The following is a 15,065-nucleotide window of genomic DNA, read 5'->3' as shown; positions in this document are numbered from 1 at the left end:
GGGAATCGAATCTTCCAAATTAGATACGGAAAATAATAAATGATTGATTGATTCCTTGTATATGCATCAAATTCCTCCTTCATAGGAAACAGTATAACAAATACAACAACTCGACATCATAAACAAAGAAAATTAAATATTTTCTGAAAATTTGTTGACTTTGCTTTTTTAATGGTATATTATTCTAAATAATCAGATAATTCAAAAAAGCAAAGATTGAAAGTAGTAGAGAAGTGTCCATCTTTAGAGAGCTAACGGTTGGTGAAAGTTAGTGATGTACATTCTTGAACTCGTTCATGAGCACATAACCTGAACAATCGAGTAGGGTTATACGGATTCCTCCGTTATCAGGATTAAGATGAAAATCTTAAATAAGTGGGATTGTGTGATGCAATCCAAGTAGAGTGGTACCGCGAGTAATGTCTCGTCTCTAGTAGCTAGCGATAGCTATATAGAGGCGGGACTTTTTTATTATACAGAAAAGAGGGAAAATTTATGTCGAAAAAAATCTGGCTATTTGATACAACACTACGTGATGGAGAACAAGTTCCAGGAGCGAAATTGAACTTATACGAAAAATTAGAAGTAGCACATCAATTAAAAAAATTACAAGTAGATATTATCGAAGCAGGATTCCCAGCTTCATCAGAAGGCGATTTCAATGCAGTAAAGCAAATTGCACAAAAAGTTGGTAACACAGACGATATTATGATTACGGCATTAGCGCGTGCAGTCAAAGCGGATATTGATTCGGTTTACAATGCTGTAAAATACGCAGAAAACCCAATGATTCACATGGTACTTGGTACATCGGATATTCACGTAGAGAAAAAATTCTCAAAATCAAAAGATCAAATTCTACAAATTGGTGTAGATGCAGTAAAATACGCAAAAACACTTTTACCACAAGTCCAATATTCAACAGAAGATGCATCGCGTTCTGATTTTGAATATTTATGGAAAACAATTGAAGCCGTAATGAAAGCTGGCGCAACGATGATTAATGTACCAGATACTGTTGGATACGCAGTGCCAGAAGAATTCGGTGAAATGATTGGTAAATTAAATGACCGTATGAAAAACTTAGATGATTCTGTATTACTAAGTGTTCACTGTCATAACGACTTAGGTATGGCAACAGCGAATACACTTGCGGCAATTAAAAATGGCGCGGATAAAGTAGAGTGTACAATTAACGGAATCGGTGAGCGTGCGGGTAACGCAGCACTTGAAGAAGTCGTGATGGCACTATCAACACGTTCAAATTATTTCAATGCACATACCCGAGTCAACAAGAAAGAAATTATGAACACATCACGTATTGTTTCGAGCTTAATGGGACTTGATGTACAAGTAAATAAAGCCATCACAGGCGACAATGCTTTTGCGCATTCATCTGGTATTCACCAAGATGGTCTATTAAAATCACGTGATGCTTATGAAATCGTGAGCCCAACAGAGGTTGGTTTAGACGATATGGAATTAGTATTAACAGCTCGTTCTGGTCGTCATGCGGTGAAGAATGCACTTGAAAACTTAGCGTTAGGCAACTTAACACCAGATCAATTTGAAGAAGTCTTTGCGGATTTCTTAAAGTTGGCTGATACGAAAAAAGAAGTGTATAACCATGACCTATTCATTTTAGTAGAAAATTATTTCAAACGTACAAATGAAGATGCAAAAGTTGCGCTTCATAGTGACGAATTCTATCATTTGGAAGATATTCAAGTCATTTCGAATCAAATCTTCCCATCTGCGAGCGTGAAGGTACGTCGCGGTGAGGAAGTACTGAAAGCAGCGACAGTTGGCTCAGGTTCAATTGATGCATTGTATTCAGCGCTACAAGAAGTAACAGCATTCGAAGTAAAGCTACTTGAATATAAAATTTCAAGTGTGACACGCGGTAAAGAAGCCATCGGTAAAGTGAAGTTACAAGTTGAATATGAAGGCGAGACATATATTGCAAAAGCTTCTGATACAGATGTCATTAAAGCGAGTGCACTTGCTTATATCAATGCGATTAATACGATTGTTGTCGATCAGTTCATCTCGATTCCAGAACCTGTTTAAAAAATCACTTGACTTTCCAATTGTTGTCATAGATGATAGGTGTGTACTAACAATTAAATACACAAACAATCACTACTAGGGGTGCCATATAGAATTGGCTGAGAGAGCAGTAGCTTAACCCTCTAACTTGATACAGTTCGCACTGTCGTAAGGAAGAAGTGACATTTTTAGCATATTATTTGCAGGTCATTCTCCGTATTTTACGATTTTCGTAATGCGGTGAGTGGCCTTTTTGTTTCCTTCGTGTTTGTGAAAAGGGAGAGAAAAAAGATGAAGTTTTCAGAGCAATTAATTGAGGAAATTCGACCGATTTGGCGTGCAAATCACGCACATCCATTCGTACAAGGAATTGGTCACGGAACATTAGAACCAGAGAAATTCCGTCACTACATGATTCAAGATTATTTATATTTAATTCAATATGCAAAAGTATTTGCGATTGGGATTCAAAAAGCACGCGATTTAGATGTTATGACACGCTTGTCAGCTTCAGTCCATCATACGCTATCAATTGAGATGGCCTTACATCGTAAATATGCAGAGCGTTTTGGGATTTCAGAGCAAGAGATGCGTGAAGCAAAAGAAGCGCCGACAACGATAGCTTATACTCGTTATATGTTATCAGAAGCGCAGAATGGCTCACTTGCGCATGTGATCGCAGCTATCTTACCATGTGCTTGGAGCTATTTAGAGATTGGACGTGAACTCGCACAAATTCCTGGAGCTGTCGATCATCCACTTTACGGTGACTGGGTGCGTATGTATAGTGAACCGGCATTTGAACATAGCGCACAAGATATGATTGATTTGATGGATGAGTTAGCAGCTGATTTAACAGGTGATGAACTGGCACATGTTAAAGAAATTTTCTTACAAACAACTCGCTTTGAATATTTGTTCTGGGAGATGGGGAACACAATTTCTCACTGGCCTCAGGAACTTCAAGCTGACAAAATCAGTTCTATATAATAGAATGAACACCCACTGAAACTTATCCGGTGGGTGTTTTTTTGATAAATAAGTAGTAATTTTATAAGAAAAAGGGAATAACTAACGGAGGTAAAGGAGGAGCGTAAATGAAAAAATGGTTTGTATCACTTTTATCATTCTGTATACTTTTTATGACGTACGCTCCGATGAGTTTTGCTACCACAATGACAACACATGATTTTCGTCATTCAAATTACGATACTTTTTATGAAAATTTAAATGGAAACTGGAACTTTATACGTGGTGAATTATTTGATCCACAAGACATGAAAGAAGAAATTAAGCTTGGAAACAGCGATATTGTCAAAGTACCTTATATGCTAAATCAGCGTTTAAATATTGACTCTGATCGTGCGACTTATAGTACAACGATTAAAGTTCCTGAATCTTTTGTTGGCCGCTATTTAAAATTTTATATACCTTTTCAATATAGTAGTTATAACTTATATGTAAATAATGTACTCATTAAAGAGAATGGAAGTCTTTTAAAAAGTAATAAGACAGCTGTACAACAAATGAAGCCACAAATACCTGGTTTTCGCGTAGAACAAACGACGTTGCAAATTACGTTTCAGGTGATTAGTTTTGAGAATGTAAGTGGTGGTTTGAGGAAAAGTATATCTATCGGTAATGAACAAATTATCGTAAAAAAACAACAGCAACATGAGTTTTGGCAAGTCTTTTTAATTGGCTATATTACATTAACCGCATGTATTTCATTGCTTTTTTATGCATTTAGAAGAAAACAAAAGGAATTTTTAGCTTATGGCATATTTTGTGCAGCAACAAGTCTATGGGGTTTTTTTACAGACTATTATTTATATACAGCCTTTTTAAACCAACTAGACTGGAGTCTGGCTCTTCGTCTGACATTCATTATGCCTGAAATTGTTATGTTGTTCTATGTAGGTTATGTATCTAAAATGTTTAGCGAAGCGATCCCGAAAAAATTGATTACTTTTTATAACGATATAATGATTGTAATTATTTTCTTTACGGCATTTTCTTCTACGGTCATGTATCAAAAATTATTTAATATTATTTTGATTTTTATGTATGTTTTTTATCTCTTTTTACTTGTAAGTGTTATTAGAAAAATAAATTGGCATGATTTGACACAAGTGATTACACTTGTGGGGATACTATTAGTATTTGTAGGGGCCATACATGACATGATTCGCATTTCGGCAGCTGGAAATTCAATTCATCTTACTTTTATCATGTTAGGCATTTTTATTAGTATCCAATGTATACTATTTTGTCGGAAATTTGCTCTACAATGGTTACAAGTTGAACAATTAAATAAAGAATTGATTTCTCTCAATGAATCTTTGGATGAAAAAATTCGTATCCGAACGAAACAATTGGAAGAAAGTAATGAAAAATTACGTGAACTAGCTTTATTAGATAGTCTTACAGGAGTTTTTAATCGTCATTATTTAAGTAGCAGTTTAGAAAAATTATATAAACACTATACAGAAACGAACATACCTTTTGCTATTTTAATTTTAGATGTCGATGAGTTTAAAAAATATAATGACTATTATGGTCATATTTTAGGTGATCAATTATTAAAAAATCTTGTAAAAATTTTAACAGATGCGTTACCTGATCGTGCGGAATTAACGCGTTATGGTGGAGAAGAATTCGTTGTGTTGTTAGATGCTACGACTTATAGTGAAGCTTTCGATATTGCAGAGTATATGAGAAATGCAGTTGAAAAAGCAGAGCTAGAACATTTAGGACGTGAATGTAAAATTGTAACAATTAGTGTAGGAGGAGTTGCGTTGACAGAAGCGCGATTTACTAATACAACTGAATTTTTAAAAATAGCAGACCAACAGTTATATGAAGCAAAAAATGCAGGGCGCAACTGTGTTCGAGTAAAAAATTTACATTAGCAAACACAACTTATAGTGTGAGAATTCATGCTGTAAGTTGTGTCTTTTTTAATTGACAGTATTTTTAATCCATGTTATCTTTAATTCAAGATATTTTAATTCGAGATAAAAGGAGTGGATAAAATGTCAAAAGAATTATCGCTAAAAGCATTGACGGTTCTACTTCGAGCATCTCAGACAGTTGAAGAAGTCTTGCGAAAGGACATGCAACGTTATCAACTGAACTTAACTGAATTTGCGGTATTAGAACTACTTTATCATAAAGGAGATCAACCGATTCAACGCATTGGTGAGAAGATTTTAATTACGAGTGGCAGTATCACATATGTTGTTGATAAATTACAACAAAAAGGCTATGTCGAGCGCGTAGCCTGTCCAACCGATCGACGCGTCACATTTGCAGCACTTACAGAAGAAGGACGCTCATTTATTGAACGTATTTTTCCACAACATGAAGCATTAGTGGAAAAACTATTTGATGTGGTAGATGAACATGACAAACAGCAACTCATTACAGCTTTAAAAACAGTAGGATTACACGCCAAAAATATGTAATTAACGGAGGAAATAATCATGAATCAACAATTAAAAGGTATCCATCACGTCACAGCTATTACAAGTAGCGCAGAAAAAAACTATGAATTTTTTACGAATGTATTAGGTATGCGTTTAGTGAAAAAAACAGTCAATCAAGATGATATTCAAACATACCATACATTCTTTGCGGATGACCGTGGTTCAGCTGGAACGGATATGACATTCTTCGACTTCCCAGGCATTCCGAAAGGAACACATGGCACAAACGAGATTTCACGTACAGGTTTCCGTGTGCCAAACGACGCAGCACTTGAATATTGGGAAAAACGCTTTACACGTTTAAATGTTCAACATGACGGTATTCAAACACAATTCGGTGTCAAAGTATTACCATTTACTGATTTTGATGATCAACGATACCAACTTGTATCAGATGAACATAATGAAGGGATTAAAAGTGGTACACCATGGCAAAACGGTCCAATCCCACTTGAATATGCGATTACTGGCTTAGGACCAATCGAAATTACCATTGCTGATTTTAAATATTTTAAAATGATGCTAGAACAAGCACTATTATTTAAAGAAATCGCACAAGAAGGAGATTTTCATCTATTTGAAGTAGGAACAGGCGGAAATGGTGCGCGTGTTATTGTGAAACACGATGAAACATCACCAAATGGTCGACAAGGTTTTGGAACTGTTCACCATGCGGCGTTCCGAGTAGAGGACCGTGAAGTTTTAGACTACTGGACAAAACGAATGGAAGAAATCGGATTTAATACATCGGGTTATGTGAATCGTCACTTCTTTGAATCACTTTATGTACGTGTAGCACAAGGTATTCTATTTGAGTTCGCAACGGACGGTCCAGGATTTATGGGAGATGAACCTTATGAAACATTGGGTGAAAAATTATCACTTCCACCATTCTTAGAACCAAAACGTGATTATATCGAAAGTGTTGTTCGTCATTTTGATACAGTGCGCTCAACAAAAACATTTGAAAAAGAATACGAATAATGAACAAGCGAGGATCATCTTTATAGGTGATTCTCTTTTTTTATATTAAATTTCTTCTGAAAGGGTAAAGGTATAGCAGTTATAACCAAATAGCGTTTTAATCCCGAATCCAATCGGGTAAAAGGTTATAGATTAGAGTATTAAAAAAGAGATGGAGGGGGGATTCGATGATTTACACTGTTACATTTGCACCGTCAATTGACTACATTCCATATGTCGATGATTTTCAAACGAATACGTTAAATCGTGCCAAAGAAGTAAGTTATTATCCTGGTGGTAAAGGCATTAATATTTCACGTGTATTAAAACGAATGGAAGTAGGCGCTACAGCACTCGGTTTTGTCGGAGGCTTTACAGGTGATTATATTCAACAGTTTTTACAAAGAGAACAAGTACCTTCTGCATTCATTCAAGTAGATAGTGTAACGCGGATTAATGTCAAAATTAAATCACAGCAAGAGACGGAACTGAATGGCCCAGCACCCACACTGCAAAGTCAAGAAATAGAGCAACTACTACATTTTCTACAATTACACGCAAAAGAAGATGATTGGGTTGTAGTATCAGGAAGTATTCCAGAAACGGTGACGGATGAGTTCTTTGAACAACTTCAAAAAAGTTGTACATTAACTGGTGCAAAGTGGGTACTCGATACGTCAGGACCACGCTTAAAACAACTTTTACAATATCAACCGTACTTTATTAAACCGAATCAGCATGAGTTAGGTGAATTAGTAGGAGATACAATCGACACATTGGAACAAGCTGTAGCACATGCAAAAAAATTAACAGAACAAGATGTATCACTTGTAATTGTATCGCTTGGTGGTGAAGGTGCAGTATGTGTGAGTAGTGACACACAATTTCTGGCAAAAGCTCCTAAAGGACAAGTTGTCAATACAGTAGGAGCTGGCGATTCACTTGTGGCAGGTATGGTTGCTCAATTAGCACAACAGCAAAGTTTACAAGATGCATTCCGTTACGGCGTTGCTTCAGGTAGTGCTACAGCTTTTAAAGAAGATTTATGCCATAAAGAAGAAGTAGAAAAACTCGTTCCACAAGTCGAAATTCAAACAATTTAAGAGGTGAAACGCATGAAAATTACAGAATTGATGCCTCTCGATACGATACAATTATCGCTGTCAGGTGGCACAAAAGGAGAAGTACTTGCAGAATTAGCAGATGTACTCGATCACGCAGGAAGGCTAAATAATCGAGATGACTTTTTAGCCGCAATTTTAAAGCGTGAAGAAGAAAGTACAACTGGTGTTGGTGATGGTATTGCGATTCCACATGCGAAAACAGCCGCTGTAAAAACTCCGACAATTGCTTTTGGGCGTAGTGAAAAAGGTGTGGATTATGCTTCGTTAGATGGTAAAAATACGGACTTATTCTTTATGATTGCAGCGACAGACGGTGCAGGGCAATTTCATTTAGAAGCATTATCTCGCTTAGCAGGGTTTTTAATGGATGCTAACTTTACAACTCGTCTACGTGAAGCGAAAACGAAGGAAGAAGTTTTATCGATTATTGAAGAAAAAGAAACAAATGAAGAAAAGCCCAAGCAAGCGACTACTACTTCAAGTGAACAACAATCAACAGGGAAGAAGGTTAAAATTCTTGCTGTAACAGCTTGTCCAACAGGTATTGCGCATACCTATATGGCAGCTGAAAAATTAGAAAATGTCGCAAAAGAAAAAGGAATCGACATTAAAGTTGAAACAAACGGTTCAAGTGGTGCACAAAATGTACTTACAAAAGCCGAAATTGAAGAAGCAGATGCGATTATTGTAGCCGCTGATACAAAAGTCGAAATGGCTCGTTTTGACGGTAAAAAAGTAATTCAAGTACCTGTTTCAAAAGCGATTTATGAAGCAGATCAATTACTAGAGCGTGCAGTAGAAGGAAATGCTTCTATCTTCCATTCCGACTCAGGAAAATCAACAGATGAACAAGACGGCGATGAGAAAAAAGGAATTGGATCTCAAATTTATAAACACTTAATGAATGGTGTATCGAACATGTTGCCATTCGTTGTCGGTGGCGGTATTTTAATTGCTTTATCTTTCTTCTGGGGTGTTAATTCTGCAGATAAAGATAGCTCACAATTTAACCAATTCGCCTATATGCTAAAAACTATTGGTGGCGATAATGCCTTCTATTTAATCGTTCCAGTCTTAGCAGGATTTATCGCAATGAGTATTGCAGACAGGCCAGGTTTTGCACCAGGTATGGTAGCAGGTTTACTTGCTATCACAGTTCAAAATAGCGAAGGAGCCAACTCAGGTTTCTTAGGTGGTTTGATCGCCGGTTTCTTAGCTGGTTATGTAGTAGAAGGCTTGAAAATTGTATTCAAAAAATTACCGAAATCTTTTGATGGATTAAAGCCAATTTTGCTATATCCAGTGTTTGGTATCGCAATATCCGGTATAGTCATGATGTTACTAAATCCACAATTAACGAAATTATATACCGCATTCTCGTCATTGCTTAATTCGTTGAATGGTTCAAACGCGATTATTTTAGGAATGGTTTTAGGTGCGATGATGGCATTTGACTTAGGTGGTCCACTTAATAAGGCAGCTTATACATTTGGTATTGCTATGCTTGAGGCAGGGAACTATGAGATTATGGCAGCTGTAATGGCTGGTGGTATGGTTCCGCCACTTGGCGTCGCTTTAGCAACAACAATCTTTAAAAATAAATTTACAAAAGCGGAACGTGAAACAGGTAAAACAAGTTATATTTTAGGTGCTTGTTTCATATCAGAAGGTGCGATTCCTTTCGCAGCGAGCGACCCACTACGTATGATTCCATCGTTCGTTGTCGGTGCAGCGATTACAGGTGGTTTATCGATGGCATTTAATATTGGATTACCTGTACCACATGGTGGGATTTTCGTTATTCCACTCGTTGAAAATGGTGTCGGCCAAATGTTGTTATATGTAACAAGTATCATTATTGGTGCAGTTGTATCTGCAATGATGATTGGACTATTAAAGAAAAAAGCAAAAACAGCTTAATAAAAAAGAGTGGAATCATAAGGGTTACCCCTATCTGATTTCACTCTTTTTTAATTCTTGTCGCCACAGTGTCCCTGTTCCCAATGGTTGAAAAAAAGCGATATTCTTATGAAAATCTTCTTCATTTTTTTCATGTAAACAATGAGCAAGTGTCTCTAAATAAGGGGTCGTCTGATCGACTAAAGAAGCCACTTCTAATAATTCATCAATCAAATAAGCATCTTGATTGGAAGGTATTTTTTGATAGGGAAGTAATAACTTTTCAATAATTGGCATCATTTCGGTTTTTTTGGTATCAGAATCAATCATTAATGCGGCATAATCCAGTTCGGGTGTCTGTGCTAAAGGAATGTTGTATTTTTTAGCTATCCGTACAATTTCATTTACTAAATGAATGGAGGATTGTAAAGCGATAGGATGATGTAAAATATCGCCATATAAACAATTTAAAGCACTGGCTAATCGGTCAATTGCTCCAGAGAAGATAGCTTGTGTCCATTTAATATCAAAAGCAGTACGTACAATTTGTGTACAGCCTATGGTATCTAATACACTTTTTACTTCTTCTGCATAATAAAAGTAAGATGGATGACTATCGTATAAGTCAAAAGCAACTTGGTTGAGAGAAGCGTGCGGTGAAGTGACGACAACTTGGTGATGCTGTTTGACATACGTTTCAAATTTACAAACAGCTGAAAATAATGGAAATTTTCAGGATGATTGAATTAACTCCCAATCCGAAAGATTTTCTTGAAATGATACGATAAAGCAGCTTTCATGTAACGTAGACTTTAGAATAGGTAAAATATTTTTATTATAAAAAGGATGGACAAATAAAAATACGAAATCATAATCAGAGGCACATGATTCAATGGGTTTTACAACGAAATTTGTAAGAAAAGTTGTACTTGAGTAAATCGTAACTCTACGTGACTGAATTTGCTCAAGCGGTTCCATTGGTACGTCGAGAATTGTCACGTCTGGATAAATTTTTTGTAAATAGGCTGCAACAGTTAAACCTTTTCCTGTAGCGCCAATGATCACAATTTCCATCTAAAATCTCCTTTATCGCTTCATTAATTAGAGAAAAGAAAAACTGTCTGAGCTATCAGTGCTGCAGGCAGTTCTTTAGAGCGGTGGGTTATCGTTGAGTACATCTTCACTAACGCCTTCGTATTCCGCTTCTACATTATCTTCCGAATCGTCGTCATTTACGACGTCATCGAGCACTGTATCATATAGTTCCGTATCTTTATCATATACGCGTTGTGGATTTTCTTTTAAAAGCGGTTCGTCTGGTAAAATATCTTTATCTTTTTTCATGATGAAAACTCCTTTCATATAGAGTAATTCCCCAAAAATTTAAAGATAAGCCCTGTATTTGTTGTTTTCCTTTGATATAATATAAGAACAAACATTCGGAAAGGTTGGCGTATATGCAAGTAGAAGAATTATTAAATGATTTAACGATGCGCGCGATGAATAATCAACAGCAGCGTGTCTCCATTAAATGCCGTACATTTATGAAAAAGCTCGGCTACCAAACACGTTCGAAAAAGCGAGTGGAAGAAGTAGAACAGGCAATTCGTGCTTCTAAGTTGACATTACGTTTACCAGAAGAAGTAGAGAGTTGGTTAGCCATTTCTCCAGATGATTCACTTCATTTTTACATAGAAAAACAAGTACAAATGATGCGAAAAGCGCAGCACACACCACCACTTCCATATGCTTTTCAGGCGGAAGCTATTCACCGTTTACATCAAATGCGAAAAAAGACTTCTTTTAAGGGGCTTGTTGTACTACCAACAGGTGGAGGAAAAACGACGACTGCGGTTCGCTGGCTATGGGAAGCTGCATTAGTAAGAGGGAAAAAGGTATTGTGGCTTGCGCATCGCCATGAATTATTAAATCAAGCTTATGCGACATTTTGTCAATACGCTCAAAATGATCTAACATATCGCATAATATCGGGTGTTCATGATGCTGCACGTCTCATTCAGCAAGAACAATTACTCATTGCGAGTAAAGATAGTTTAGTACATCATGAAGCAATTTTAAGTCGTTGGTTAGCCGACGAACAAGAGGTTTATGTCGTAGTCGATGAGGCACATCATGCGACCTCTACAACATATAAAACATTACTCTCACATATAGAACGTCAAGGTGCTCGTATGTATCTACTCGGGCTTACAGCGACACCATTTCGAACAGCCGAAAGTGAACAAGGTGCATTACGTGCTTTATTTACAGATGGTATTTTTTATAAAAAAGATTTGAAGTATTTAATTGCCAATGGTATTTTAGCAGCACCACATTTTCATTCATTGCAAACAGATGTGACAGTTCAAACAGTATTGAACGAAGAACAATGGCGAACGCTTCAACAACTAGATCAACTACCTGACTCAATTATGCAGCGACTTGTAGCGAATCAACCACGAAATCACATGATTGTACAACAATATGTTCAGCGCCAAAAACAATATGGTAAAACCATTCTATTTGCGATGAATCGATTGCATGCTTTAACTCTTGCACAAGTTTTTAAACAATATGGCGTAGATGCACGTGTCGTCATTTCAAATCATGAAACATCCGCAGAAAACCAACAGACAATTCAAGCATTTCGGGAAAACGTATTTCCTGTTTTAATTAATGTGGCGATTTTAACAGAAGGAGCAGATTTCCCAGATGTTCAGACTGTCTTTTTAACACGTCCTACTGTATCTGCAATTCTGATGACACAGATGGTTGGAAGAGCGTTACGAGGTGTTGCAGCAGGTGGAACAAGAGAAGCGTATATCGTTAGTTTTATTGATGAATGGGCTGAGAAAATTGCATAGTCCAATCCGCGCGTATTACTAGCTGGCGAAAATTTAGAGCCAATTCCATCTGAACAGCTACCACTTCAAATGACACAAATGATTTCAGCAAAAATGGTAGAACAAGTGGCGCAGAGACTACAAGATCAAGCCCCAATTGAAGAAAGGACATTTGAACAAAGTGTGCCAAAAGGTATTTATTCATTACGTTATATTCATGAAGAGCGCGCGATTTCAGAAGATATTTTAGTTTATGAAAGTGATGTAGAAGACTACGAAGCGATGTTTCGATTTTTACCTACGTATTGTGTGCAGCAGGGACTACATGCAAATTTAGACCGCCGCACATTACGTGCGTATGCTGAAGAATTAGAAATGCAATTTTTCATTCAAGACCAATTAAGTCCGATGTATGATATTTGGGATCTTGTCACGCTCATCCATTACTATTTAGTAACAGGTGAATGTCCGAAACTACTAGCGTTTAAAGAGCGACAACAAATTAATGTGACAGATTTAGCTAAAAAAATTATGAAACAAAATATGAGCTACCGCGAACAGCAAGATTATGTTCTTGATCAATGGGAAAAGTATCCGTTCCTACGTATCTTTTTTGATGATCAATTTTTATACTATAAAAAATGTATTCAAACCGAGCTTATTTTATTAGAACATACCCAACAAAACATAGATGAAGAAGCCTTTCAATACACACCACTTACCCAATTAAAACGACAGTATCATGCCATTTGGCGTAAAATAATCTATCGCGTTTTTGAAGAAAATCAAAAACAATATGGTCAATATACATGTGTGAAAACAGGTTATGCAAGCAATGAAAAAATCGATTTTCATATTGCATATAAAGTTTCATTAAAAAGAGGCGGCACAACAACCGTTGATAATTTAACGCTCGTTCATAAAAAATATATACAAGAAAAAGGTTCGAGCCGCACGTGAAAACGTTGCTCGACCTTTTTTTATTTGGCGAATGATCTGTTTGAGTGGGCGAGTGACCCGTTTTTGTGCTCGAATGTCCTCTTTTGACGAGTGAATGACCCGTTTCGAGCAGCGAGTGACCCAACACCTTCTCAAAATGTTCCGTTTCGCCAGTCGAATGTTCGAATTCACACAAACCAAGTCAAATCAAGTCCTTAATTTTTCAAAGCCATGTGAAAAATTCTTTTTCCGAGATAATCTGAATGGGGAATCCTTGTTGTTGTAAGTGAATGGCTTTTGTCCATTTGGAACTTTGTTTTTGTGTGGCGTCATACTGTTGTTGGCTTCGTTCACTCACAACGAGTACATCTACTTTTTTTGTCATCGTATTACTAAAGAATCCACCTGCTTGCATGACTTTTCTAGCAGCTTCTGATCTTGTCATTTGTTCTAAAGCGCCTGTGAAAACGACTGTTTTTTGAACAAGAGATTTGGTTGCAACTATTTCAAGGTGCGTGAGAGCTTGTTTGTTTTCGAGAGCCTGCGCAATTTGTACAATGCGTTCTGCATCATTTAGTGCCTCTTTCGTCTGTACTTTTACATGAACATCATAGAGGGTATAGGAAGAAAGGGTAGGCCACTGCGCTTTCATATCGCTCAATAAATTTTTATGTGTAAAGAGCGGCATTAATTTTCCGCAAGCCTCAAAACTTTCTTGTAAGCAGAGGTGATCGTACGGTGCGAAATAAGAGATGACAGTTTGATGTTGAAGCCATCGTTCAAGTATGGGAATCAGTGATTCAAATGTAGGAGCTAATTGTACATCATTTGCTTCAATTCCATGGATACTTGTATAAAAAGGGTCAAACGTTTGTAGCGTTTGGACATATGTACTAAAAGAATCAACAATTGTATTTTCTTCCATTCTTATTAATTCAATTGCACAAATACTATCAGGCCATTGATTGGCTGCTTTCACTGATAATGTCACGTAATTCATGTGAATCAACTCCTTGTTCTTCCATTAGTGTAAGGGAATAGAGAGAAAAAGTACAAACGTATAAATGGGTAAAATAGTCGTTGTATGGTAAAATAAACAAATCAACCATTAGGAGGGTTTTTTATGATTTCAGAAAAACTTCATGCAGCATTAAATGATCAATTAAACTTTGAATTTTATTCAGCACATGCGTATTTAGCAATGGCAGCTTATTGCACAGATCAAGATTATGATGGATTTGCAAATTTCTTTTTAGTACAAGCAGAAGAAGAGCGTTTCCATGCGATGAAATTTTATAATTTCCTAAGTGATCTAGGTCAACGCGTTACAATTAGCGAATTCCCAAGTGTTAAAAATGATTTCACATCGCTTTTAGATGCTTTTGAAACAGCATTAAAACACGAAAAAGAAGTGACACGCCGCATCTACGAATTAGCAGATATCGCACTTGATGAACGTGAACATGCGACAATGGCATTCTTAAAATGGTTCATTGATGAACAAATTGAAGAAGAATCAACATTTGATACGTTAATCACAAAGATTGCACGTATCCAAAACGATGCAAATGCTATTTTCATGTTAGATGCAGAGCTTGCGACACGTTCTTTCAAAGCACCAGCAGAATAGTAAAGTAGTGATGCAGGAGTTGTTTTATAAACAATTCCTGCATCTTATTTTTATTTTAAAAAATATTTTAAAAAAGTAGTTGACCGTATTCGATATTCTATGATAATATATTTTTTGTCAGTAAGAGATG

Annotated in this window: 14 protein-coding genes, 1 riboswitch and 1 other annotated feature; of the genes, 10 read left to right on the top strand and 4 right to left on the bottom strand. The window is 36.5% G+C overall.

The genetic code is table 11. From position 1 onward, the window contains the following. Positions 1 to 203: 203 nt before the first annotated feature. Positions 204 to 435 (top strand) — a binding site (T-box leader). Positions 436 to 495: 60 nt separating this feature from the next. The 7 genes from KGI01_RS11920 (at position 496) to KGI01_RS11890 (ending at position 9,544) form a co-directional block, all read left to right on the top strand. After that, complete coding sequence (locus KGI01_RS11920) at positions 496 to 2,070, top strand: 2-isopropylmalate synthase (RefSeq protein WP_141274857.1); 1,575 nt, start codon at positions 496 to 498, stop codon at positions 2,068 to 2,070. A 67-nt stretch (positions 2,071 to 2,137) separates the two neighbouring features. Then, positions 2,138 to 2,241, top strand: a riboswitch (TPP riboswitch). A 99-nt stretch (positions 2,242 to 2,340) separates the two neighbouring features. Next, entirely contained in the window at positions 2,341 to 3,039 is a 699-nt protein-coding gene (gene tenA, locus KGI01_RS11915; protein WP_121176868.1) for a thiaminase II, read from the top strand. 107 nt (positions 3,040 to 3,146) lie between these two features. Beyond that, positions 3,147 to 4,961, top strand: a complete 1,815-nt coding sequence (locus KGI01_RS11910) for a sensor domain-containing diguanylate cyclase (protein ID WP_141274856.1) — start codon at positions 3,147 to 3,149, stop codon at positions 4,959 to 4,961. Between the two features lie 123 nt (positions 4,962 to 5,084). Next, entirely contained in the window at positions 5,085 to 5,516 is a 432-nt protein-coding gene (locus KGI01_RS11905; RefSeq protein WP_141274855.1) for a MarR family winged helix-turn-helix transcriptional regulator, read from the top strand. 18 nt (positions 5,517 to 5,534) lie between these two features. Then, positions 5,535 to 6,521 carry a ring-cleaving dioxygenase gene (locus tag KGI01_RS11900; protein WP_141274854.1) on the top strand — a complete coding sequence of 329 codons (987 nt, stop codon included), beginning with the start codon at positions 5,535 to 5,537 and terminating at the stop codon, positions 6,519 to 6,521. Positions 6,522 to 6,688: 167 nt separating this feature from the next. Beyond that, positions 6,689 to 7,603 (top strand): 1-phosphofructokinase, encoded by a 915-nt coding sequence (gene pfkB / locus KGI01_RS11895; protein ID WP_141274853.1) that lies wholly within the window; start codon positions 6,689 to 6,691, stop codon positions 7,601 to 7,603. Between the two features lie 12 nt (positions 7,604 to 7,615). Further along, on the top strand, positions 7,616 to 9,544 hold the full coding sequence (locus tag KGI01_RS11890) for a PTS fructose transporter subunit IIABC (RefSeq protein WP_141274852.1): 1,929 nt from the start codon (positions 7,616 to 7,618) through the stop codon (positions 9,542 to 9,544). A gap of 30 nt (positions 9,545 to 9,574) precedes the next feature. Here the strand turns inward: KGI01_RS11890 and KGI01_RS14230 are convergent, their stop codons facing one another. The 3 genes from KGI01_RS14230 to KGI01_RS11875 all read right to left on the bottom strand — a co-directional run bounded on the left by KGI01_RS14230 (position 9,575) and on the right by KGI01_RS11875 (position 10,867). Continuing rightward, a complete protein-coding gene (locus tag KGI01_RS14230) occupies positions 9,575 to 10,048 on the bottom strand; it encodes a ketopantoate reductase C-terminal domain-containing protein (protein WP_373863141.1) in 474 nt (157 codons plus the stop codon). Positions 10,049 to 10,255: 207 nt separating this feature from the next. Further along, a complete protein-coding gene (locus KGI01_RS11880) occupies positions 10,256 to 10,597 on the bottom strand; it encodes a ketopantoate reductase family protein (protein ID WP_141274850.1) in 342 nt (113 codons plus the stop codon). Between the two features lie 75 nt (positions 10,598 to 10,672). Then, on the bottom strand, positions 10,673 to 10,867 hold the full coding sequence (locus KGI01_RS11875; RefSeq protein WP_141274849.1) for a hypothetical protein: 195 nt from the start codon (positions 10,865 to 10,867) through the stop codon (positions 10,673 to 10,675). A 113-nt stretch (positions 10,868 to 10,980) separates the two neighbouring features. On the opposite strand from KGI01_RS11875, the gene KGI01_RS11870 reads away from it, so the two are divergent. Together KGI01_RS11870 and KGI01_RS11865 are read left to right on the top strand one after the other, a co-directional pair. Continuing rightward, complete coding sequence (locus KGI01_RS11870; protein ID WP_141274848.1) at positions 10,981 to 12,387, top strand: DEAD/DEAH box helicase; 1,407 nt, start codon at positions 10,981 to 10,983, stop codon at positions 12,385 to 12,387. Positions 12,388 to 12,456: 69 nt separating this feature from the next. Continuing rightward, positions 12,457 to 13,326: a hypothetical protein gene (locus KGI01_RS11865; RefSeq protein WP_141274847.1), complete on the top strand. Its 870-nt coding sequence runs from the start codon at positions 12,457 to 12,459 to the stop codon at positions 13,324 to 13,326. Between the two features lie 202 nt (positions 13,327 to 13,528). On the opposite strand, the gene KGI01_RS11860 is transcribed toward KGI01_RS11865, so the two are convergent. Next, a complete protein-coding gene (locus KGI01_RS11860) occupies positions 13,529 to 14,305 on the bottom strand; it encodes an exonuclease domain-containing protein (protein ID WP_141274846.1) in 777 nt (258 codons plus the stop codon). Between the two features lie 123 nt (positions 14,306 to 14,428). Between KGI01_RS11860 and KGI01_RS11855 the strand changes: the two genes are divergently transcribed. After that, positions 14,429 to 14,935 (top strand): ferritin, encoded by a 507-nt coding sequence (locus tag KGI01_RS11855; RefSeq protein ID WP_068453876.1) that lies wholly within the window; start codon positions 14,429 to 14,431, stop codon positions 14,933 to 14,935. The last annotated feature ends 130 nt before the right edge of the window (positions 14,936 to 15,065 follow it).

Source organism: Kurthia gibsonii (genome assembly GCF_006539985.1).
Classification (GTDB): domain Bacteria; phylum Bacillota; class Bacilli; order Bacillales_A; family Planococcaceae; genus Kurthia; species Kurthia gibsonii.
The sequence above is the reverse complement of the archived record's forward strand: the minus strand, read 5'-3'. Positions and strand labels throughout refer to the sequence as shown.